This window comes from Paenibacillus sp. FSL K6-2393 (assembly GCF_038002545.1).
Classification (GTDB): Bacteria; Bacillota; Bacilli; order Paenibacillales; family Paenibacillaceae; genus Paenibacillus.
In genome coordinates this window covers 640,772-663,086 of record NZ_JBBOCU010000002.1, presented here as the reverse complement: position 1 = coordinate 663,086, position 22,315 = coordinate 640,772, and the positions used below count along the sequence as shown (strand labels likewise).

The 22,315-nt window shown below is 47.2% G+C and carries 26 protein-coding genes and 1 riboswitch; of the genes, 6 read left to right on the top strand and 20 right to left on the bottom strand.

Annotated features, from left to right (window positions below):
* Window positions 1–456: 456 nt before the first annotated feature.
* The 6 genes from MHI14_RS30155 to MHI14_RS30130 form a co-directional block, all read right to left on the bottom strand.
* Window positions 457–1,677 carry a TraB/GumN family protein gene (locus tag MHI14_RS30155; protein WP_341131954.1) on the bottom strand — a complete coding sequence of 407 codons (1,221 nt, stop codon included), beginning with the start codon at window positions 1,675–1,677 and terminating at the stop codon, window positions 457–459.
* A gap of 147 nt (window positions 1,678–1,824) precedes the next feature.
* Window positions 1,825–3,120, bottom strand: a complete 1,296-nt coding sequence (locus MHI14_RS30150) for an ABC transporter permease (RefSeq protein ID WP_341131953.1) — start codon at window positions 3,118–3,120, stop codon at window positions 1,825–1,827.
* Entirely contained in the window at window positions 3,113–4,015 is a 903-nt protein-coding gene (locus MHI14_RS30145) for an ABC transporter ATP-binding protein (protein ID WP_036668607.1), read from the bottom strand. Before MHI14_RS30145 ends, MHI14_RS30150 begins: the two co-directional genes overlap by 8 nt.
* A gap of 20 nt (window positions 4,016–4,035) precedes the next feature.
* Window positions 4,036–4,932, bottom strand: coding sequence for an ATP-binding cassette domain-containing protein (locus tag MHI14_RS30140; RefSeq protein WP_091038346.1), 897 nt, complete (start codon window positions 4,930–4,932; stop codon window positions 4,036–4,038).
* A gap of 15 nt (window positions 4,933–4,947) precedes the next feature.
* On the bottom strand, window positions 4,948–5,337 hold the full coding sequence (locus tag MHI14_RS30135) for a GntR family transcriptional regulator (protein WP_091038380.1): 390 nt from the start codon (window positions 5,335–5,337) through the stop codon (window positions 4,948–4,950).
* A gap of 89 nt (window positions 5,338–5,426) precedes the next feature.
* Entirely contained in the window at window positions 5,427–6,140 is a 714-nt protein-coding gene (locus tag MHI14_RS30130; RefSeq protein ID WP_091038344.1) for a hypothetical protein, read from the bottom strand.
* A gap of 213 nt (window positions 6,141–6,353) precedes the next feature.
* Here MHI14_RS30130 and MHI14_RS30125 point away from each other — a divergent pair, with 213 nt between their 5' ends.
* Entirely contained in the window at window positions 6,354–6,692 is a 339-nt protein-coding gene (locus tag MHI14_RS30125; protein WP_341131952.1) for a hypothetical protein, read from the top strand.
* A gap of 121 nt (window positions 6,693–6,813) precedes the next feature.
* On the opposite strand, the gene MHI14_RS30120 is transcribed toward MHI14_RS30125, so the two are convergent.
* The 9 genes from MHI14_RS30120 to MHI14_RS30080 form a co-directional block, all read right to left on the bottom strand.
* On the bottom strand, window positions 6,814–7,185 hold the full coding sequence (locus tag MHI14_RS30120) for a hypothetical protein (protein ID WP_036613171.1): 372 nt from the start codon (window positions 7,183–7,185) through the stop codon (window positions 6,814–6,816).
* A 142-nt stretch (window positions 7,186–7,327) separates the two neighbouring features.
* Window positions 7,328–7,792, bottom strand: coding sequence for a DUF420 domain-containing protein (locus tag MHI14_RS30115; protein WP_036613174.1), 465 nt, complete (start codon window positions 7,790–7,792; stop codon window positions 7,328–7,330).
* 35 nt (window positions 7,793–7,827) lie between these two features.
* Complete coding sequence (ctaG, locus tag MHI14_RS30110) at window positions 7,828–8,751, bottom strand: cytochrome c oxidase assembly factor CtaG (protein ID WP_340967490.1); 924 nt, start codon at window positions 8,749–8,751, stop codon at window positions 7,828–7,830.
* 108 nt (window positions 8,752–8,859) lie between these two features.
* Window positions 8,860–9,180 (bottom strand): cytochrome C oxidase subunit IV family protein, encoded by a 321-nt coding sequence (locus tag MHI14_RS30105; protein WP_036613178.1) that lies wholly within the window; start codon window positions 9,178–9,180, stop codon window positions 8,860–8,862.
* Between the two features lie 3 nt (window positions 9,181–9,183).
* Window positions 9,184–9,810, bottom strand: a complete 627-nt coding sequence (locus MHI14_RS30100; protein ID WP_091038337.1) for a cytochrome c oxidase subunit 3 — start codon at window positions 9,808–9,810, stop codon at window positions 9,184–9,186.
* Window positions 9,807–11,657, bottom strand: a complete 1,851-nt coding sequence (gene ctaD, locus MHI14_RS30095) for a cytochrome c oxidase subunit I (protein ID WP_445670387.1) — start codon at window positions 11,655–11,657, stop codon at window positions 9,807–9,809. Before ctaD ends, MHI14_RS30100 begins: the two co-directional genes overlap by 4 nt.
* A gap of 71 nt (window positions 11,658–11,728) precedes the next feature.
* On the bottom strand, window positions 11,729–12,781 hold the full coding sequence (gene coxB, locus MHI14_RS30090) for a cytochrome c oxidase subunit II (RefSeq protein WP_047840266.1): 1,053 nt from the start codon (window positions 12,779–12,781) through the stop codon (window positions 11,729–11,731).
* 565 nt (window positions 12,782–13,346) lie between these two features.
* Window positions 13,347–14,108 (bottom strand): type I methionyl aminopeptidase, encoded by a 762-nt coding sequence (map, locus tag MHI14_RS30085; RefSeq protein ID WP_341131950.1) that lies wholly within the window; start codon window positions 14,106–14,108, stop codon window positions 13,347–13,349.
* Window positions 14,109–14,241: 133 nt separating this feature from the next.
* Window positions 14,242–14,430, bottom strand: a complete 189-nt coding sequence (locus MHI14_RS30080) for a hypothetical protein (protein WP_017690840.1) — start codon at window positions 14,428–14,430, stop codon at window positions 14,242–14,244.
* Window positions 14,431–14,829: 399 nt separating this feature from the next.
* On the opposite strand from MHI14_RS30080, the gene MHI14_RS30075 reads away from it, so the two are divergent.
* Window positions 14,830–15,105, top strand: coding sequence for a transposase (locus MHI14_RS30075; RefSeq protein WP_091038332.1), 276 nt, complete (start codon window positions 14,830–14,832; stop codon window positions 15,103–15,105).
* A gap of 195 nt (window positions 15,106–15,300) precedes the next feature.
* Window positions 15,301–15,639 carry a DUF4870 domain-containing protein gene (locus MHI14_RS30070; protein WP_047840268.1) on the top strand — a complete coding sequence of 113 codons (339 nt, stop codon included), beginning with the start codon at window positions 15,301–15,303 and terminating at the stop codon, window positions 15,637–15,639.
* Window positions 15,640–15,904: 265 nt separating this feature from the next.
* Here MHI14_RS30070 and MHI14_RS30065 read toward each other — a convergent pair whose 3' ends face one another.
* Window positions 15,905–17,266 carry a nucleobase:cation symporter-2 family protein gene (locus MHI14_RS30065; RefSeq protein ID WP_339312003.1) on the bottom strand — a complete coding sequence of 454 codons (1,362 nt, stop codon included), beginning with the start codon at window positions 17,264–17,266 and terminating at the stop codon, window positions 15,905–15,907.
* A 1-nt stretch (window position 17,267) separates the two neighbouring features.
* Window positions 17,268–17,855 (bottom strand): xanthine phosphoribosyltransferase, encoded by a 588-nt coding sequence (locus MHI14_RS30060; RefSeq protein ID WP_036613196.1) that lies wholly within the window; start codon window positions 17,853–17,855, stop codon window positions 17,268–17,270.
* A gap of 57 nt (window positions 17,856–17,912) precedes the next feature.
* On the opposite strand from MHI14_RS30060, the gene MHI14_RS30055 reads away from it, so the two are divergent.
* Window positions 17,913–18,047 (top strand): hypothetical protein, encoded by a 135-nt coding sequence (locus tag MHI14_RS30055; RefSeq protein WP_341131949.1) that lies wholly within the window; start codon window positions 17,913–17,915, stop codon window positions 18,045–18,047.
* A gap of 108 nt (window positions 18,048–18,155) precedes the next feature.
* Window positions 18,156–18,255, bottom strand: a riboswitch (purine riboswitch).
* A gap of 271 nt (window positions 18,256–18,526) precedes the next feature.
* Complete coding sequence (gene mscL / locus MHI14_RS30050) at window positions 18,527–19,021, top strand: large conductance mechanosensitive channel protein MscL (protein WP_289391045.1); 495 nt, start codon at window positions 18,527–18,529, stop codon at window positions 19,019–19,021.
* Window positions 19,022–19,262: 241 nt separating this feature from the next.
* Here mscL and MHI14_RS30045 read toward each other — a convergent pair whose 3' ends face one another.
* On the bottom strand, window positions 19,263–19,565 hold the full coding sequence (locus MHI14_RS30045) for a hypothetical protein (protein ID WP_017690846.1): 303 nt from the start codon (window positions 19,563–19,565) through the stop codon (window positions 19,263–19,265).
* Window positions 19,566–19,644: 79 nt separating this feature from the next.
* On the opposite strand from MHI14_RS30045, the gene MHI14_RS30040 reads away from it, so the two are divergent.
* Window positions 19,645–20,337, top strand: a complete 693-nt coding sequence (locus tag MHI14_RS30040; RefSeq protein ID WP_341131948.1) for an NUDIX hydrolase — start codon at window positions 19,645–19,647, stop codon at window positions 20,335–20,337.
* A 254-nt stretch (window positions 20,338–20,591) separates the two neighbouring features.
* Here MHI14_RS30040 and MHI14_RS30035 read toward each other — a convergent pair whose 3' ends face one another.
* Both MHI14_RS30035 and MHI14_RS30030 read right to left on the bottom strand, forming a co-directional pair.
* Window positions 20,592–21,398: a TrmB family transcriptional regulator gene (locus MHI14_RS30035; protein WP_341131947.1), complete on the bottom strand. Its 807-nt coding sequence runs from the start codon at window positions 21,396–21,398 to the stop codon at window positions 20,592–20,594.
* A gap of 73 nt (window positions 21,399–21,471) precedes the next feature.
* Window positions 21,472–22,287 carry a zinc ribbon domain-containing protein gene (locus MHI14_RS30030; protein ID WP_133386869.1) on the bottom strand — a complete coding sequence of 272 codons (816 nt, stop codon included), beginning with the start codon at window positions 22,285–22,287 and terminating at the stop codon, window positions 21,472–21,474.
* Between the last annotated feature and the right edge of the window lie 28 nt (window positions 22,288–22,315).

The following is a 22,315-nucleotide window of genomic DNA, read 5'->3' as shown; positions in this document are numbered from 1 at the left end:
TTGTTTCAAACTTTTGCGTTCATTCTGCAAGCAGAATGTTTACTCACTCGTTGTTCAGTTTTCAAAGATCAAACTTGTTTTGTTACCGAATGTCGTTCTCTTCAGCAACTCTTATATAATATCATGTCCGAACCAACTTTGCAAGCTCTTTTTTTAAGTTTCTTTCGAAGCTTATTTGATTTGCTTGCCGCACCGTGTATCTCGTGTTTTTTTGGCCGGAAATAGAATATACCATGCAGCACACGCACTTGTAAAGAGTTAATTTCAAAACATATTAAATCCACAATCTAATCCATATTAAGGACCTTGAATCTACGATGAAATCCTAGGTTCGATTGTATTATCCTACAGCTTGATCTTCTTTATTTAATCTGTCTTTCTTCTATATATTAAGAAGGTAACCCTCTCAACTCTTATATTCGAGACGAAAGGGTTACCTTCTATAGTAATCTATATTTATTTACGTTCTACTTTATATCCTTTATCCTCAAGCAGTTTCACGATGCCGTGATCGCCCAAGTAGTGTGCCGCACCAACAACAATGAAATATTCCTCACCTTTGCCGTTTTTCAAGTAACCATCGATTTTGTCCGCCATACCAATGTTACGATCAACTAACATTGCTTTGTTATATTCCTCGTTAGTGGAGAAGCTGTTTGTCAGTTCAAGCAGTTGCTCGTCATTACCCGTTTTCCACGTCTCAGCCATTTCTTTCACACTGTTATCCAACACGTCGAAGTTTTCAATTGTCGCTTTCAGTGTTTCCTCTTGTGTTTCTTTGGAAAAGTCGTTAAACATACCAAGTTGAGATTGATAACTCTCCAACTCAATAACTGGAAGTTTGCGCTCGATCGCTTTCTGGATGAAATACAGATCCACTCCTGCTGACGCTTCGTATCCTGCCGTTGTGGACTTCAAACTTGCAAGTGTGCTCTCTACTACCCAAGGCTTAAATGCATCCAAAGCGTTAGACTCCAGACCATTTTTCTTCAATACATCGCCCAGCTTAGTATACGTTTCACTGGAAATGTGATCTTTCAGTGTTGTGCCATCCTGATACGAACCCAGACTTAGAACCAGCTTTTGCTGCTCTTCATCAGCGGCTTTGCTAATATCAATCTCTACCCCGAGATAGTCGGCTTCCGCAAAGGCTTCTTCGAACTCCGGACGTAATGGATAGAAGCTCTCATCAGCAATATGCATAGATCCTACCAGATAGACCGTGTTGCCATTGCTTTCAACTTCCCACATGAAGCCGCGTCCACCGGTTTGAGCAGTTTCGGTTTCTCCGCCCTTGGATACCAACAACACGGTGCGCGTTGCAGCATCCCAGCGAACTTCATAACCCGCAGCATCACCAACGATGCGGATTGGCGCATACGTTACACCGTTGATACGTGTAAGCTTGCTTTTGAGTGTAATCGTTTTGCCATCTACCACAGCCGTGATCGTATCATCTGTCGCAGTTGTTAACTTCACATCCATAGCATCCAGCGTAGTCCGCAGTGGAACCAATGTTGTACCTTTATCCAGGATTGGTGCTCCTGTAGCATATTTCACAGCCTGGTCATTGACCTTGACGGAAGTTCCTTGTGGAGCAGCCATAGCTGGTACTGCAGATGCGAGCAAACTCACTGAGATGGTAAGAGATAAGAGCATGCGTTTCCAATTTTTCATATTATGTAATCTCCTTTATTGAATATAGTTGCCAATCCAATTTTTAATAGAATAGACATACTTAGATACTACGGATAAAAGTGGGAATTGGTGCCACTCCACAAACGGAGCAGCACTTATCCAATCCCTCCCCTTCAAACACTCAATTTAGATCTTATAAGCCTTCATGGCTTTAAACAATTCCTTAAAGGTTGGACGTTTACCGTACATCAACACACCTGTGCGATAAATTTTGGCTGCAAGCCATCCGAAGATGATAATGGATACGATCAGAATCGCTAATGAAGTTAGAATCTCCCAGGTTGGTGCAACCCCTGCACCAATCCGTACCAGAATCGCGGTCGGCGATGTGAATGGAATGAAGCTTGCGATTTTCAACAACAGAATGTTCGGCGTAGAAATACTGAAGATCGCAATATAGAAGGATACAAGTGACAACATCGTAATCGGCAGAACAGCCTGACCGAGTTCCTCAGTACGGCTTACCATTGAACCAATGGCAGCGAACAACACGGCATACAGGAAGTAACCCAGAATGTAGAATATAAGTCCGTACACAATAACTGCACTATTCACATCACTCAGACTCATATTGAAGTCACCTAATACTGCACGGTTATGCGGCAGCAAGATATTTCCGGCAACCACCGCTCCGAAGATCCCGATTTGCAGCATCCCCACCATGAATATACCGATGATTTTACCAAACATCTGACTGAGCGGTGATACACTCGTAATCAAAATCTCCATAATACGTGAGCTCTTCTCAGCTGTAATCTCGGAGGCAATCATGTTACCTGTCATCATCGTTGAGGTAAACAGCAGGATGATCAGCAAGTACACCACAATATAGTTAATCGGGCTCATTCCACCTTCAGACTCAGTACCTGCTCCGCTCTCATCTGTACTCAAACTTTGCTCGGTGAGCTTCACAGGTGTTGTAATCAGTTCCTTCTGCTCCGCTGTGAGTACATCCTTCACAACCACATCCAGCTTCACACTCTGTAATGCCGCTTCAATGGATGCAATGATCTGAGGTGATACGTCTTCTGCTGAATATAGAATGGGCTGCGGGAACTCTTGCCCGGAAACAGCTTCAAACTTCAGATAACCATCGGTAAGCCCTGCTTCCACATCCGCCGCAAGAGCAGCCTCATCTTTGGCACCACTGGCAATGAATCGATAGGCCTGATCTCCTTGAGCCGCAGAGAAGCTCTCCAGTTTCTCCGAAACTTCAGGCTGCCCTGTACTCAGAAGACCGATATTTACAGGATTGCTGCTGGAAGCTCCGCCAATGGAACCCCCATTGAATAAGGTAATGAAATATGGAACATTGAGTCCGATTGAAATTAAAAGTGCAAGTACAATGGTCGTTACCATGAATGATTTCGTTTTAACTTTGTTTTTAAATGTAAAACCCGTAATCGTTCCCATTTTATTCATTCGACTCACCTACCTCACGAATAAAGATTTGGTTAAGCGTTGGTTCCTTCAGTTCAAAGTGTTCCACTGTCGTCTGGGTCATGGCTGTTCTCAGAATCTCTTGAGCAGCTTCCACCTGACTAATATGTATCAGGTACCCGCGCTCATTCCGCTCAACTTTCTTCACACCAGACAATTGTTCGAGCCCTTCCACACTACCAATCGTACCCAGGAAAACCTGTTCACGCGGATACCGGCTCTTGATCTCCTTGATCTCTCCTTGTACCACCGTGTTGGAACGATGCAGAATGGTGATCTGACGACACAACTCTTCAACGTGCTCCATGCGGTGTGTTGAAAACAGAATAGCTGTGCCTTCGTCACGTAATTCCTTGACGGTGGACTTGAGTAATTCCACGTTCACAGGATCCAGACCACTGAACGCTTCATCCAGAATGAGAATCTGCGGTCTATGCACTACGGCTGCGATAAAGCCCATTTTCTGCTGATTACCTTTGGATAACTCCTCGATCTTCTTATCGTAATACTCAGGTACCTCAAACCGATTCAGCCAGTACTTGAGGCTCTGATCTGCGTCCTTACCATTCATGCCACGAAGTCGTGCCAGGTAATTAATCTGTTCGCTGACTTTCACCTTCGGGTACAATCCGCGCTCTTCCGGAAGATAACCCATAATCTGTTGCAGCTCCGTATTATAGGGCTTGCCGTTGTAAAGGATGTTCCCTCCGTCAGGGTGAATCAGTCCAAGCACCATGCGCATTGTTGTCGTTTTACCTGCACCATTGGCTCCGAGCAGTCCGTAAATCTCTCCCTCTTTTACATTGAGCGTGACTCCATTAACGGCTGTTTTGTCTGCATATTGCTTGACGACTTGCTTCAATTCCAATCGGTTCATCATTTATCGTCTCCCTTCGGTTATTTCCACTGTACGGGTGCATACCCGGCAATCCAGAATGCCAGCACTTCATCCAATTCCAAGTTACGGATTTTCAATACCCGGTTATTGGACAGCTCCAGCCTCTCCTGCGCCTCGCTGACCCGGGTTGTAATTACGCGAACCAGACCCCCCTCTTCCAAAGAAGATTCCACAACACCAGGAATACTTTCTGGCCTTAAATCTCCTTCATACCAGACTTCTTTCCACTGATCGAGCACCATATCTTTCTCGGCCATCCCCAGCGACTGACCACGGTGCATCAATACGATGTAATCCGCAAGCCTTTTGACTTCGTCCGCAATATGTGTGGCAATCAGAATCGTGGTGTCTCCCCCCGCCATGAAGGTACGGAACTGCTCAACCATCACTTTCCAGGCAAAGGGGTCCAGTCCTGATGAAGGCTCATCCAAAAGCAATAGTCTTGGGCGAGCTGCAATTGCAGCTGCAATCTCAAATTTTCGCCGTTCTCCCTTGGACATCTTGTTCAGCTTCACATCAACAGGTACTTCCATATCATGAATCAGTTGGTCGAACAACTTCATATCCCAACGTGGATACCAGTACGCCCGGAAATGGGCTGCTTCCTGTGCTGTTATCCGGTTCTCTTCTGAACCAGCGTTATCTGCCACAAAACCAATCTGTTGTCTCAGTTCAATGGGAAGTGGCCCATCATGTTCCTGACCAAACCATATAATCTGCCCAGCATCTGGCAGCACCACTTGCTGCAGCATGTTAAGAAGGGTGCTTTTGCCTGAACCGTTGTGACCGAGAATAGCGACTATATACCCTTCCGGGATGGTCAGATCAATTGGGCCAATAACTCTGCGTTTTCGCATTTTGGATACGCCGTTCAACTGGATTGCTATCGGTTCCACGTATGAATCACTCCCTTACTTCGCGTAAATAGCCTTCAGGACTTCCCGGAACAGGCTCTCCATCTCTTCTTCCGTACAGCCTACCGATTTCCCGGACTGCACCGCTGCTTGCATCGCTTCCTGTGCGGCCTTTAATCTATAATTCTCTCTGTCGCCGGCTTCTACCTGGGCCACAAATGTACCTGTCCCCTGCTTCGTACGAAGCAAGCCTTCATTCTCCAGATCCTGATAGACCCGTCTAACCGTAATAACACTGCAATTCAGTGCTCCGGCGAACTCACGAATGGACGGCAAATGTGTTCCCTCCCCCAACTGACCCGTAATAATTAACGATCTTAACTGATTTTCAATTTGGTGGTATAAAGGTTCAGCGCTATTTTCATTAATTTGAATGGGTATTTTCACATCTTGCACCTCGCCCTCCGGTACACTCCAGTCTGTTACCTGACCGTGCCGGTTTCATCCTGTATTCGTACATAAGCTCAATTCTCATTTTAATTCAAATCCCGTTGAACCAGCTTCTTCAGCGTCAAGCGACTAAACAGCCATAGTCCCGCTACGCCAGCCACCAGAGCAATCCACATGATCGGGGAAAGTAGCCCCCATGATTTACTTTCATCCAGTACAAGCCGTAATCCGTAACTGCCTGACATTCGAATCAGTAAGGACATGCCAATGGCGATTGGTACAAAAAGCGTACTGAGAAGCAAATATTTCTTGCCACTGTTCAGAAACTCTCCGTAAATATACAATCCTGTTACCACAAGTCCATAACCTGTACAGGTAAGGCTAAAGGCCAGATATTGATCCCATCGGAATCCTTCGGAATGAAGGTTAACCACATATAACGATCCGTAGAAAAAGATACCGTTGTAAGCAAACGCCATTAGAGACTGCTGTAACCTGGACCACATCACCGCTTGTTCAGGGATAGGAATTCTGCGATAGTAGGCCAGCATCTGCGTATAGGAATCCTCATGTATGTAACGGAAGGAGCGCCTGCAGAACATAAACCCTTGAAATGGCAACATAAGTAAAAAGAAGGCATCCACCACCGGATTAATGAAATCTGTCTGTTGTTGTCCTACTAACATCACACCGCTCATGCTGCCAGTGTATATCATGAATATTGCAGACCATAGCCATTGGAGCTTATCCTTACTCATCTGACTGCGGGTCAGCCACCACGCCTGCTTCCATTCGTTCATATGCCTGCCTGCCTTTCACCTGTCATTCACTCACTCATCTTGCTTACTGTGTTCACTGTGTTTACTGTATATATCAATATACACAGTATACAGACCGAATTCTCATCCCGTCAACCCTTAAATTTCCTGAATCAGGAAGACGGGATGGGACACAGTACGAATTTACGTTAAAATAAATTATAGTAATGAATCAAAGAAAGGAAGGTTACAGCTATGGATTGGCTGGTAGAGATCGGTTTTGTCCTCCTTTTCCTTATCGTCGTAATATGGTTGGTCCTCCGGGATGAGCCTCATCGTCATTCTGCCAAAAAAGGGAGACACCGCATCCGTCGTAACAACGGTTATACCGACTCTGCTTCGGGATATCCGGTCATTACAGGAGATGACTCCTACGATCGACATTCCAGACACACACCGGATCACAAACATCATGAGTCGGATTCTTCATCAGACACACATTCTCATCACAACAGCGATAGTGGTAGCAGCAGCGACAGTGGTGGGGATAGTGGCGGCGGCGACAGTGGTGGGGATAGTGGCGGCGGGGATTAGGGGAATATACGAAATTCCCCAAGCACAAAAGAAGGGCTGTACCCGTTATTGTGTACACACACAATAACGGATACAGCCCTTTGCCGTTCTCTAGCACCTGTTTACAGAAGAGGTCTTACGATTAAACGAGGTTGTAGCCACTAGGCAGACTGCGATCCCTGCGGATTGCGCGAATCTGAGCCAGCGTTAACCGTTGATTGGTGGAGATCAGGGATTCCACATCATTGCCACGGATCAGATCATCCAAATCTCTCAAGTTGGTGTTGCCACGGAAGACACGGAATCCACCTTGAAAGTTAGGACGCGTAAACACAACCAGCGTTGCATTCGAACTTGTTGAGAAAAAGCGTAGGCTCTCCACCCCATCCAAAATATTGTCCAGGTTGCGGAGCCCCGTATTGCCACGATAAATGCGGCTTCTCCCTCTGTAGTTCTCTTCAGAATACACCGTGAGACGTGGATACGTTTGACTGACATTGACTGTTTTTTTCATTTACTTTCCCCCTCTCAAACTCATTCTATGAATGAATGAGAGAGGGAGCGTGGACGAATCGTCTACTAGATTCGTCTATTTTCATAGTTTCAGAAGGTCATAGTGACACACGCCCAAGTAGCCGGAGGTTATATCTATACTTTTATACGCCGAGGATAACTTCCCATACGGGACGTGTATGACCACCAGGATATAAGAGATATAGAAGAACATACACGACAACACCTGTTAGCGCTGATCCGAACCAGATCATGGACGTGAACTTGCCCCAGCGGCGATGTGTTCCGAACTTCTTTTTGAACCCCAAGACCAGTGTGGAGATGCCGAATATCGCTGCCACGGTAGCGAGGATAATATGAAAGATCAGAAATATCCGATAAAAGATCTCCAGATCCGGGTCCCCGCCCCAAGCCGTATTACCCACGAACACCGTTCGCGACATATAGATCACAAAGAAAATTAGAGCTGCAATCGCACCTGCTACCATGGCGGACTGATGAGCCTCACGTTTACCTCGAATAATCAGTACCCATCCAATCCCCACCAGTACTGCACTAATCACAATGAAAGAAGTACTGATCGTGGGTAGCCAAAAATACATATCCATCGTGTGTTCCCCCTCTTGTCAGAACATTGACTTAATTATTTGGCAGCCGGATTGAGCGGCCCCCCTGCGCCCCCTGCAGGATACGAATCATCATCATCTTCCTGCTTCTCTTTCCGATACCATTGGAAAAAGACATAAGCCAGCATGGAGGCAAAGATTCCTTCCTGAATAAACTTCATTACAATGCCACCAACCTGCTGATCTTCCTTCGCGGAAGACAGGAAGTTGAAGAACGCAGGCCCACCGAATGAGCGAAGTAACGCCGTAGAATCTCCAGACACACAATACCGCATGGCTTCAGCCCATACTGCCGGGTTGCTGTACGTCTGATACAACGGCTCGGACGCAAAAATAATCAATCCACACGCAGGCGTGAGCAGTACCATATTCAGAAAAATAAAACCAATCTTGGATAACCCCGACGCTTGTCTACCCTCTGGCAACGGATTCAGCAATGTCCACCACATGAGCATCGAGGTGATGAACAGTGCAATATAATACAACCGGTGAACGGTAAAATTCAGCATGACATAATCATGTACAATCGGTAGGTGATACAGCGAGAAAAGCCCGTTAAAGATCACAGCCGCAACGATCGGATGAGCCAGGAACGATAGCTGGCGCGTTGGCAACCAGCGTACGATTCTGCGCCATACCCAGATCGGCAAACCTTTCATCATCAGCGGCGGCGCTACCAGATAGGATAACGCCATACTCACCATGTGGAAGCTAAACATTACGTGACCAAGCAGATTAAATGGGCCAGCTTGAGCCAGATACAGGACAAACAACCCTGTAATAAACATGATTTTCTGTGCAACAGTCGCAGGTTCTGCATCCTTTATTTGCTCGCTTAACGGTCCCACAAGCACCAGATAAGCCGCAGCAATGATCAGAAATAAAGCCAATATAAGCGGACTCCATAAGTCGTTGAAGCTAAAATATTGCAACCCGAGCATACGGGAAACCTCCCCGTGACCTGATTTGGTTGTTGCCTTCATTACTTTGTGAAAATTCATTCGCCAAAAAGGGGAAAAGACGGCGGCAATGCGCCGCCGCCATCTCTTTTACCACCAGACCCAATAGAGTGCCATAATGATGCACGTAAAGGCTACGAAAAAGCCAAAGGCCATGAACAGAATCGGCATCAAGTGCCCTTTGTCCTTCAAGTGCATCCAATAACCCAATTGAACGAATACTTGAAGAATAGCCATGACGAGCAAAATAATAATGATAAAGGTTGTGTTGACCCCTCCGGCAGAAGCAGCCGCAAACGCAATCAGCGTGAGAATAATGGAGAAGATAAACACCACGACGTGTTTCTGTGGCCCTTCCGTCCGGTGACGGTGTTTCACAGGCTGTTGATCTGTCTTATCCTGTGCTGACATGTGCTACCCCACCTTTCCGAGCAGGTACACGACCGTAAAGATGAACACCCAGACCACGTCAATAAAGTGCCAGTACATTGCGGAGACGTATACTTTAGGTGCGGTTACGACCGTCAATCCTTTTTTGAACAGCTGACCTATAATGATTCCGATCCACACAATACCAAAAGCAACGTGGGCTCCGTGGAACCCGACCAGTGTATAGAATGCTGAACTGAATGCACTCGTGGTCATGCCAAACTCTTTATGTTTCACATACTCGTAGAACTCGTAAATTTCCAGTGCGAGAAATCCCATACCCAGTACTACCGTGATGCCAAGCCACAACGCCAGTGCATCTCGCTTGCCCTTATGCATGGCCTGAATCGCAAATACACTCGTCAAACTACTGACCAGGAGAATGAACGTTGCAGCGGCCACGAGTGGCAGGTGGAACAGTTCATTCGCCGTAGGTCCATCATTGGTTTGGCCACGAAGAGCCAGGAAGGTAGCAAAGAGTGTACCGAACAGTACCGTCTCGCCGCCAAGGAACAACCAGAAGGCGATAAGCTTGTTACGGCCTTCAAGCGTTGCTTTCTCCGGTTCATGCGGCAATTTGTTGTTCACCGGTTCGGCATGTGAGGTTGTCATGTTCTAGCCCCCTTCTCATCCTGATCCTCCGGTTCAATATGCCAGCCATGATCATCATAAAGTGAACGAAGTGCCATTGCGCCAAATGTGATTACGAGACCAATAATAACTACAATATAATTGTTAAAAATGACATTCATAAATGCATTACCAAATTCATCCTTGCTGAACATCAAGCCAAGTCCGGCGATAAAGATACCTACTGACATTACAAACGGCAACGGCGTTGCTGAAGGCATATGAATCGAACCTACAGGTTCTGCCGGTGTCATCTCGGTATGTCCTGCCATTTTTTCCTTCCAATATGCATCAATTCCGCGTACCAGCGGCGTCTGCTTGAAGTTATATTCCGGCGGCGGAGATGGAATAGACCATTCCAGTGTACGGCCATCTTCCCACGGATCGTTTGGCGCGCCAGCCGGTTTTCTCATTGTGATTACGATGTTCACGAGGAACATGATAACCCCAACACCCATTAGAAACGCACCGACGGAGCTGACCAGATTAAGCAGGTCAAAGTCCTGATTCGGCAAGTATGTAACGATCCGGCGCTGCATCCCCATCAGACCGAGGAAATGCTGTACAAAGAACGTTAATTGGAAACCGATCATAAACGTCCAGAACGTCCATTTGCCCAGTGTTTCACTCAGAATACGTCCGAACATCTTCGGCCACCAGTAATGCAGTCCCGAGAACAAGCCGAGCACCAGTCCCCCTACAATAACGTAGTGAAAGTGGGCTACAACAAAGTACGTATCATGGAACTGGAAATCCGCTGGAGCAGATGCCAGCATGACGCCTGTAACGCCACCCATAACGAAGGTTGGAACGAATCCAACAGCAAACAGATTTGCCGCTGTAAAGCGGATCTGTCCACCCCACATCGTAAAGAGCCAGTTAAAGATTTTGATCCCGGTAGGTACGGCAATCAACATCGTGGAGATGGAGAAAAGCGCGTTGGCTACATTACCCAGACCTGTTGTAAACATGTGATGCGCCCATACCATGAAGCCCAGGAAGGCAATCAGGATGGTGGCAAATACCATGGAGCTGTATCCAAACAACCGTTTACGCGAGAAGGTCGGAATAACCTCCGAGATAATACCAAATGCCGGCAAAATCAGAATGTATACTTCCGGGTGCCCGAAGATCCAGAAGATGTGCTGCCAGAGTACGGGGTTACCGCCACCTGCGACATCGAAGAAATTCGCTCCCAGTATACGGTCAAACGTCAAAAGTACAAGCCCTACCGTGATGGCAGGAAAAGCAAAAAGGATAATGGCGGATGTAATAAATGTCGTCCATGTAAACATCGGCATCCGCATGTAGGACATGCCTGGAGCACGCATTGTAATAATCGTTGCGAGAAAGTTAATGCCCCCGATGAGCGTTCCCAGACCCGCGATCTGAAGGCCGATGGTGTAGAAATCCACACCATGCGTTCCACTGTACTCACTGCCCGAAAGCGGCGTATATGAGGTCCAGCCTGCATCCGGTGCTCCGCCCATAACCCAGCTCAGGTTCAGCAACAATCCACCAAACAGGAACGTCCAGAAACCCAGCGCGTTAAGAAACGGGAAAGCAACGTCCCGCGCCCCGATCTGCAAAGGCACGACAGCATTCATAATGGCAAAAATAAGTGGCATGACACCAAGGAAAATCATCGTTGTTCCATGCATTGTAATTAATTCGTTGAAGACCTGTGCCGATACAAATTCATTCATAGGCTTAATCAGTTGAATCCGAATCAAAATGGCTTCAATGCCGCCGATTCCAAAGAAAAATCCACCCGCAACCAAATAGAGAATGGCGATTTTTTTGTGATCGACGGTGGTGATCCAATCCATCAAGCCCCTGTACCTCTTGACGCTATGCGCATGAGCCAAGGTTGTGTACCCCCTTCTTCGTCCTTGCTGTTCTATTCATAGTCCAATTTGTAGTTGGCCAGATATTCGGCAATTCCGTCGATTTCTTCATCCGTCAACCCAAGATCTTTGGGATTCGGCATGGTATTGCCCGGCTTCACGGATTGTGGATCATGGAGCCATTCTTTCATGTTATCCAGTACCGGACTACCTTCTTCCTGTCCCTCGCGAGAATTCAGCAAAATGCCTGCGACAGATTCCTTGCCGCCGATTCCCGTCAGGTTAGGTGCAACCGGTCCACCTTGATCACCAACAGCGTGGCAAGAAAGGCAGTTTGTTTTGAACTTTTCGGCCAATTGAGTGTCTTCAGGAAGGACTGCGGGTGCTTTCATCTGGTTCACCCATCTGTCAAACGATTCCTGACTCACTGCTTTTACCTTAAACTCCATGAAAGCATGCGATCTGCCACATAATTCGGCACATTTACCGCGGTAAACGCCTTCATTCGGTGCAGAGAAACTGAACTTGTTAAGTGTTCCATCCGGGTTTGTGTCCATTTTGCCCGCAAGTGACGGCACCCAGAAGGAGTGAAGCACGTCAGCGGTTTTTAATTCGAATGCGATTTTTGTTCCGGTCGGGATGATGAGATCTTGAGCGGTGGTTACGTCATATTGAGGATAAGTGAATTCCCACCAGTACTGATGTGAGGTGACTTGGACCTTAAGTGCGTTTTTGTCATTGGACAGATCTTCGCCTTGGGCAAAAATCGTTTGGACCGTCGGTACTGCCAGAACAATAACCAGCAATAACGGAATGGCTGTCCATATTACTTCCAGCTTGAAATTACCTTCAACCTGTTCGGGCATCTCAGTCTGCCCGGCTCGTCTACGAAACCGGATCAGAACATAGGCCGCTATGGCAAATACAATGATGAGCACCACGATCATAATCGCGATGGATAACTTCATCAGATCATATTGGCCTTGCGCTACAGGACCCTGAGGTTTCATTACCGACAAGTCTTCCCGCCCGCATGCGGATAGCAGCAAAGAGAACACCGCCAGCAAGGGGAGAATTCGCTTTGCAACCTGCCACTGTTTCATCATTGATCTACCCCACTTTTTTACGTTTTCGTAGATTACCGTTGTCGTTCGGTAGAAAGGCAACAAAAGGTACGTTTCAGCACGATACGCATAATCCTCTTCATCATACAGAACGCTTACAAAAATAACGCTTCCAGTACTCCCGTGATTTCCTGCTCAGGGCATGTCTGCGCATTCTTCCAATTCATTCTATATGCTTCAATCACTTATTAAATATAAGTTGAGGGTATGATTTTGTCAATCTTTGGACACATGTTCACAAATTGTTCACTTTATGTAAAAAACCGCTCTACAACTTGATTTGCAAACGATTTCAGTTAAAAGTATTACACTCTACATTTGAAAATTTTTGCCAAATTTCGGTGATAAAACTCGATTTATTGGTGATTTTTCTCACATTGAAAACATGTGCTATTATGCAAAAGAAAGATCAGAATTTATGGAAAACCTCTTCCATATCCATTCAGAAGACATGCCTATCGCTCCATACCGCTATCTTCAAGCTCAAAACAGCATGGAGCATTTCGGAGAAAGTTCAACTCAAGTCCTCTTCTTCACTGACTTCATCTCACGTGCCATCGGTCAGAATCAAGGGGCCATTCCCAGTAATCGCAACCGTATGCTCATACTGGACCCCCCAGCTGCCATCTACCGTCCTTACCGTCCATCCATCTTCATCCCACACAACGGCCCCGGAACTGCCCTTTGTAAAGATTGGTTCAATCGTAATAACCATGCCCTCGGTGAGCATCGTGCCCGTTCTGCGTTTGCCATAAGGCAACACATTTGGGGGTTCATGAATATATTGACCAATCCCATGACCAATGAGAGGCTTCACAATTCCGTACCGATACAATCTGGCTGTTCGTTCAATGGCATTTCCAATATCTCCGAGTGTATTCCCTGGAACTGCCTGGGCAATCGCCCGCTCAAGTGCCTTCTCCGTGCGTCTCATCAGCTTGCGAATGGATCTGCTTGTTTCACCAATTCCATATGTCCAGGCCGAGTCAGCAAGCCAGCCGTCTTTGTTCACCACCATATCGATGGTCAATACATCCCCGCTCGCCAGCTCCTCTTCCCCCGGAAATCCGTGGCAGACCACTTCATTAACAGAGGCACACGTCGCGTACGGATATCCTTTGTACCCTTTTTGCTCCGGTGTGGCTCCTCGTGCTGCCAGAAACTCTTCCACCCGCTCATTAATCTCTGCTGTCGTGATACCGGGGATCATCCACTGCTCAATATGCTGGTGGCAACTTCGCAAAATCCGTCCAGCTTCCCGCATGTAGCCAATCTCTTCTTTGGTTTTCAAAATAGGGTCCACATGCATTCATCCTTCCCGCTGTAGGTGTACTCCCATATATATGCAGCAGGAACGCAAAAAAAACCGCCTGCCGGAGCTTATCGCCCGGGAGACGGTTCTATTCATTATCGGAACAGTATAATCAGAGTTGTGTGTTGTTTCAGGACACGGAAGAATCCATCTTGACAAGCTCATGCTCAACCACAGAAGTCAATTCTTCCTCGTATCCACCCGTAATCCGGTATTTTCTCACGTACTCCTTCACGAATTTTTTTGGATCTTTAGGACGGAAAATCCGAGTCATTTCCCTCAAACTTTCTTTGACCTCATTGTGACCTTTCGTTGCCATTGTAATTCCCTCCCAAAACGTTGAAAGTGAATGCTCCGTTTAGAGAATGCCGAATAAGTCTTAAATGCCATCCATGAAGTTGTGTGCGCGGCTTAAAGCAAGCTTTAGGTCGGGAACCTCGCTAGAAAGCAAGTACCTGACACTATAAATACCCGATATGATTCGGAATGAATCATAATCTTATTGTAGCATATTCGGAAGTATCTTACGACTTGACGATTTCCTCTAATAAATATAACGGTTCTCATGCCCAAAAAGTTTAATTCCGAATCATATGTTATGAATGCCACCATTCTATACGGAATTAATATATCCAGCATAACACTGAACTATTCGGGGGATATTATCACGGACAACCCATACAGTTAAATTACTGGTATCCAAAGGAGGCGTCGTCTCATGGACCGCAAAGAACAAGATATGCTGCCCCTTTCGCATGAAAAGGTGGAAGTAGACGGAGTTTACATCAATGAAGCCGGACGTGAGGAACATCTGCACCGGGGGCAACATTTCCCGGCCGATCCCGTTCTTGGCAAGTCGGAATGGAAACTGACCGAATATGCATATGATAATCACCACGAAGGACGAACCGATGAGCGGTTGGTTCCCAAAGAAAACGACACCGATAAAATTGGCAAGATTACAAACCCTCGCAGACAGATCGAGGGCGGATAACGATTTCGTTCGTGTAACGTATTAATCGTAAACGACAATAGGGGCAGAGCAAGCTGTACAATGGCTTGCTCTGCCCCTGTTTGCTTTTTCCCATGTGTTGCATCCCCATCCGTTCACAGGCAAATAAATTCATCGGTTCAGTTCTGTCCATCTCTCTCATAACCTAGTTAAAAAGGTCAAAGGAGGCTGGACCGGATGTCCCCCATGAAATCGTCTAGCGGTCTGGATGAAAATATTGCTGGCATGCTCTGTTATCTGTTTACCTTTGTAGGGGGAATTGTCTTTCTCGCTGTGGAGAAGCGGAGTCGGTTTGTGCTATTCCATGCGCTGCAATCTGTAACGGTCTTTGGCATCATTATGGTCGGGCATGTACTATCAGCTTTCCTTCCGTTGTTTGGCCCCCTCGTGGCATCGCTGTTATCCCTGCTTGGTGTGGTGGTCTGGCTTATTATGGTCGTCACCAGTCTACAGGGGAAGTGGCTGAAGCTGCCGTGGGTTGGCGATTTTGCAGAGAAACAGTTACGTCATCTGTAATCCCCGCTCATCATAGTTAAATAAAACAAAAAACACCGAAAACGCGACTCTGTTGAGCCTGTTTTCGGTGTTTCGCATCTAAAGGTGTCTCTTTCATTCGTTCATGTGGTTGAACATTCATAGCATAAAAGATGTATGTCATAAACCATTCATGCTGTATATCTTCATGATTAATCTGATTCATTATTCATCTTGTGAATCGTCTATCTATAACAGTTAACATAACAATCCTGCTGGATGATAATCCTAGCCTACTTCGGCTAATTTAAGCTGACTTGCCCGTCTCTCCAAGTATGGCATCTGCTTGTTGTTCAGCCATCTTGGCAGCCGTTTCCTTGGTACCAAGACCATTGAACAGCAGGTTCATGAAGATCGCCGTGAAGCTACCTGCAATGATACCATTACCGAGCATAATCTGAGCCCAGGCCGGTGCACCTGCGAACAACTCAGGTACAACGGTAACCCCAAGCCCCATACCTACAGAACAAGCGATGACAAACAGATTCTCATGTCGGTTCAGATCGACCTGACTGCCGATAATCCGAATGCCTGATGATACCACCATGCCAAACAAGGCCACCATCGCTCCGCCAAGTACTGCCCCTGGAACGAGCTGTGCAAGGGCTGCAATTTTTGGTACAAATCCAATGACCACAAGGATTCCACCAGCCACCACAATGACATCACGTGTCTTCACACGTGTCATCTGTACCAGTCCTACATTTTGCGAATACGTTGTATACGGGAACGAGTTGAAAATACCACCTAATACAATGGCTAGACCCTCCGCGCGATAACCACGGGCAAGATCCTTGGAAGACAGGTCCTTGTCCAGTATTTTGCCCAGAGCCATAAATACACCTGTGGACTCGGCCACGCTGACAATCGCCACCAGAATCATCGTCAGAATCGGTACAATCTCAAATGTCGGTGTACCGAAGTAAAACGGCTGAACAACGTGGAACCAACTTGCATCACGAATAGGAGCAAAATTAACCTCACCCATGAACCCTGCTGCCACCGTACCTACCAGCAGACCAATCAGTACCGAGATGGAACGGATAAATCCAGTTGTGAAACGAGTCATCAGAATGATAAACAGAAGCACGCCGAAACCGAGTAACAAGTTCACTCCGCTGCCAAAATCTTCTGACCCCTGACCGCCGCCCAGATCGTGGAAAGCAACCGGAATCAAGGTCAAACCGATGATCGTAACCACCGAACCCGTAACCACGGGTGGAAAGAGCCGAATAAGCTTCCCAAAGATTCCGGAGAAGATCAATACGAACAGCCCTGAGGCAATAATTGCTCCGTAGATGGCAGATACCCCACTGTTCATCCCGATTAGGATCATCGGAGACACGGCCTGGAATGCACAACCGAGCATGACAGGCAGCCCTACGCCGAAATATTTATTTCCCCATACCTGAAGCAGTGTAGCCACACCACATGCGAGCAGGTCAATAGCAATGAGATAGGTTAGTTGTTCCTGTGTAAAACCCAATGCGTTACTAACGATCAATGGGACAACGACGGCTCCTGCATACATAGCAAGCACGTGCTGTAGTCCGAGGGAGAACGTTTTGATTGGATGCCGATGCCGTTGAAAGATACGTTCGCGTGCCATATTAGTTCGTGCCCTCCTCGTCCGCAAATGTAACCTGTCCATCCGACAGTGCACCGATGCGAACCAGCGATTCCACACGGTATCCTGCTTCTTTCAGCAAGCGACCTCCCGGCTGGAATGCTTTTTCAATAACAATACCGATACCCACCACTTCGGCTCCAACCTGCTCCACTATGCGAGCCAGACCAAATGCTGCTTCACCATTCGCCAGAAAATCATCAATAATCAGCACGCGATCACCAGGCTTCATGAACTTCTTGGCAACAGTAATTTCATTGGTCTCCTGCTTCGTGAAGGAGTAGACCTTCTCTACCAGAATGTCTTCCGTCAGTGTGAGCGACTTCTGCTTCCGTGCAAAGATCAGCGGCACGTTCAGCTCCAAAGCGGTCATGATGCCTGGTGCAATCCCTGACGACTCAATTGTCAGCACACGTGTGATATTCTCACCTTCAAAGCGGCGAATGAATTCCTTGCCCACTTCCTTCATCAGAACCGGGTCCATCTGGTGGTTCAGGAATGAATCCACTTTGAGTACTTGCTCGGACAGGACGATGCCTTCCTGTCTTACCTTGTCTTTTAACAATTGCATTGTAATTCTTCCCCCTGAATGCCCTCCGCACAGAAGCTCACACGCTCTTCCAATCGCATGGTAAAAAAGCAAAAAGCCCGCCTTTTCACACGCCGCGGAATAACCGGAGACGGGAAAGACGGACTTGTACGTATATGGACAAGCCGTATGGATGCTGCAAGTGTACTGGATGGACAGAATGACAGGATATAACTCCTGACGTGAGAAACTCCAAACAGTGTGATCAGAAACAGATAGAAATTACTTGAACCTGCTCTTCAGTCAAACTGCCTGAGAATAATCTCATGCCAACCATACAAAACATTGCAACATCTTTCCCGTAGTCCGATCATTCCGGTGATCGGGTAGAGACATGCAGGCCTATTCCTGCACATATACGAGTAACGGCATATTTAATTTTTTGGCTCCATGATTCGTTACAATGTATGATCGCGAACCTGAATGTAAAAGGTTAAACATAACTGACAATGTTAGAAGTATACCGAATCGGCGGCGTGAAATAAAGAAGTATTTTCATGGAAGTTGCGGAAACTTGTCTTAATTTGCAAACAGGGGGTGATTGGAATCTATTTTTTATGTACAATATGAGAACGGAAGCGCGGATCTGAACGGAGAATGGATGGAAACGCGACCTATATTTTGAATTGAATGATCAAAGGAGATATGCAAACATGAAAGGCGTACTTAAAGAATTCAAGGAATTTGCCGTCCGCGGCAACGTCATCGATCTGGCGGTCGGTGTCATTATTGGGGCTGCTTTTGGTAAAATCGTCACGTCCCTTGTGAATGATATCATCATGCCTCCAGTTGGAAAACTGCTGGGTGGAATTGACTTCAGTCAGAAAATCATCAACCTGGATAGAGACATGAAAACAGCAAACGGACAGGACATCACCACCCTCGCTCAAGCCAACGAAGCTGGGGCTACCGTGATTGCTTATGGTCAGTTCATCAACGTCATGATTGATTTTCTTATCGTTGCGTTCTGTATCTTCATGCTTGTGAAGGGCATCAACTATCTCAAAAGCAAAGAACACAAAAAGCCCGAGCCGCAAAAAACGACCAAGGCTTGCAAGTATTGCCTATCGGAAATTCCAGCCGCGGCTACCCGCTGCTCGCACTGTACTTCAGAACTGGAAGCAGAAGGAACCGGCGCACTAGCATAATCACAATGAACGTATAAAGACGCACCGAGTTGAATTACGGATATAAATCCTGATGCGGGGGACAACCTCTTACTTGCTAGGGTGTATGTATGAAAAGCTAGCCATATGGGCTTCATTAAAAATGGTTGCGTAGCTTAAAGGGTTGAAGGTTCCACCGTAAAGGTGGGGCCTTTTTTTGTGCCTAACATACATGTGTTACACGTGCTCCCCCATGAATGTCATTTGCGGCCATGCTCATGAATTAGAAGCGGCGTGGCAGCAAATGCTCCAGGATCGACTTCAGATCCTTATCTTCTTTGTAAACTTCTTCTCCAGTATCAAGCTCTGTCACACGAATATATTCAAAGTTTGCCGAAGCATCCACTGGCTTGAACAACAACTGGGCCTCATCTTCCAAACGTACATTAAATCCCATATCCTTAAACATGCTGCTTAACTGACTGTTAGCCGGTTCCTGACCTTGCCCTACAAATATAAGTCCTCTAAGACTTTTACGTTCCTGAGGTTGCGGATAAATCACCTGAAAGTGTACAATGCATTCCATACGATCGTTCCCCTTTCGTTTAAAACATACTTTGTGAAATTTTGAACTTTAAAATCTGCTATATAAGGAGATACGTTTCATGACCCCAGAACGTTTCGACATTTATGACGATCAGCAAAATTGGATCGGCACTTCACTACGCAGCGAGGTCCATGCCAAAGGATATTGGCACCGTTCATTCCACTGCTGGATCGTGCGTGACAAAGACGAGCAGCGACAGGTCCTTTTTCAGCGACGGCGTGATATTAAGGATACCTTTCCCGGATGTTACGACATTACAGCAGCAGGCCATCTTACCGCAGGTGAACAACTGCAAGACGCCATTCGTGAGCTGGAGGAAGAACTGGGTGTGAATACTCCATTCGAGGCACTAACCTATCTACTCACGGCTACACAGCAGCTCCAAGGAGAGGTGCGTGGTGTCCCATTCATAGATCGGGAATTCAGCGCCGTCTATGGATTATGTCTGAACCAGCCGCTCGAAGCCTACGTTCTGCAGCCCAGCGAGGTGGATAGCCTGTATGAAGTGCCGCTGGATGATCTACTCGCTATGTTCCGTGGCGAGATCGACGTCATCCAAGCTACTGGAGTTCAGACTCAGCCATTGATATCACCACCACATTCCATCGGTCATAAGGACCCGTTAAGCGATCAGGCAGCTTATAAACCTGAGCGTGTCGTTCGCGAGATTCGGGCAACGGAATTTGTACCCCATGGTACAGCTTATTATATCGATGTGCTTGAAGCTCTATATCACGTGCCCAAAGAATGATCATGTAGTATCCTGTTCAATCGAATGTTCATAGCTTCATTTTCTCAAAAATAGCATAACTTCATACCTTTACTATCGACTTGACTGGAAACAGATGCTGTGACGAACATCACTGTCATATCTCAAACCAGCACAAACAGGCGTCTGCCTTTGGGCAGCGCCTGCTTTATGTACACACGTATTCGTTTCATCAAGATAGATACCTTTGTGCTGGCATGTTCACTCCATCAGAGGTGAATTAGTCGCCGATCTGTCTAGCTCTGGTCACCCTCTCCTGAAGGAGAAGACCAATAACGCGCAGAGATTTCTTCGTACCGGTGCCCATAGCGGGACTCCAGTTCCTCACCCATATCCTGTTCCAGTTCGTACAACACCAGCTCTTGAGCAAAATGATTCAGTAGCAGTCCGGTCATTACCGGATGCTCCGTCACCACTGCCTGTGTGGCGCATGATTCCCCGCGCATGCCCAGCATGCACCAGCGGCGGTCCACCACCAGGGAAAATTTCCGACCATTACCTGTGCCATACATAGGCAAACCCGGCATAGGAACAGGCTGATCAAGCATACCTTCGCCACCATCACACGACCATAACAGCCGCACACCCCGAGCTTCAGCCTGCTGTAAGTCATTACGTAGCAACTCTGCCTCTTCACGCCAAACGTCTACAACAATCTCATGCTGAGCCTCGGCCAATTCACGGCTCAGATTCTCAAACACATTCTTGTCCCCTTCGACGTTGTAGAAAACAGGCTTCTCCGGTTCACTTTTGGGCATGCTGCTCTGGACATAATCCAGTGAGGTACGCATTTGATCGGAGATCATACGTGTCATCTCCTCTGGCTTCAGCACACTATACTTCGCCGGCTCCCCTGGACTACACCGCAAGAACCCACGCTGTTCCAGCCGTTGCAGGGTCGCATATACATTGGAACGGGACACGCCCAGCCGCTTCGCAACCTCATATCCTGAGGCTGATCCCTGACGGGCGAGTTCCACCATAATTTTAGATTCCATCTCGGTAAACCCGAGATGACGCAAATGATGCAGCAGTTGGTCCATATTCCCGTCCCCCCATGCTGTCAGCAACCCGCACTGCCTCACAATGATGCAGCAGTGCTTCTACTGCATCAGATCAGATCTGTTCGGCACCACAACGCGGGCACCACTTCGAACCTTTGGGCAGCTCGGCTGCACAAATCTGACAATTCACCATTTCGCGTGATACTTCGGTCTGTACGTCCACCGTGTTCACAATCGGGTTGTTTTCTTTCCAGTAGCGGATGCGTTCGTCCAGTTCTTGCTGACGCTCACGTTCCCGTTGCATCTCTTCATCTCTGCGACGTTCCCACTCCGCATCGAACGCTTCCTTTTCTTCCTGGGTAAATTCCGTACTGTTATATTCCGATTCTGTCTCCAGATCCGCTATGGACGGAATGACCGTGTGATACGGCTCATCTTCCTCCAGTTCCAATTCAGGTGGCGCATCGTAGAAGTCCGGCTCTGGAGTTTGGGTCTGAGCTACAGCTGCCTCCTGTCTCGCGGCTGTGGTGGCTCCTGCGACTCCTACTGCTCCTACTTTAGGCGCTGCTGTCTTGAGTTCACCCAACTTGCGTCCGCATTTAGGACAGAAGTTGGCATCCAGGGAAGCGACGTGTCCACATTCGCACAACCGTTCGTTCTTAAGCTGAGCAATCTTGTTGCGCAGACCATCGATCTCGTCCTGCAATTCGTCGCAGAGCTGCGACAGATCCACCATTTCTTTTTCTGCACGCGTCATATCCTGTGCCCGATAACCCTCATAGAAGATGCGACCCATATCTGTAAAATGGACTTCCTGTTCCTGTTGCAAGCCCACAATCTGGTTGTTCAGTTTTCCAATCTCAACGGCGTGCTGGGCACGCTCTGTTGCTTTGTTCGCTCCGTCTTTGATGCGCTGAAGCAGTTTCATGACCATTCCTCCTCTGTCCCGTCAAAAC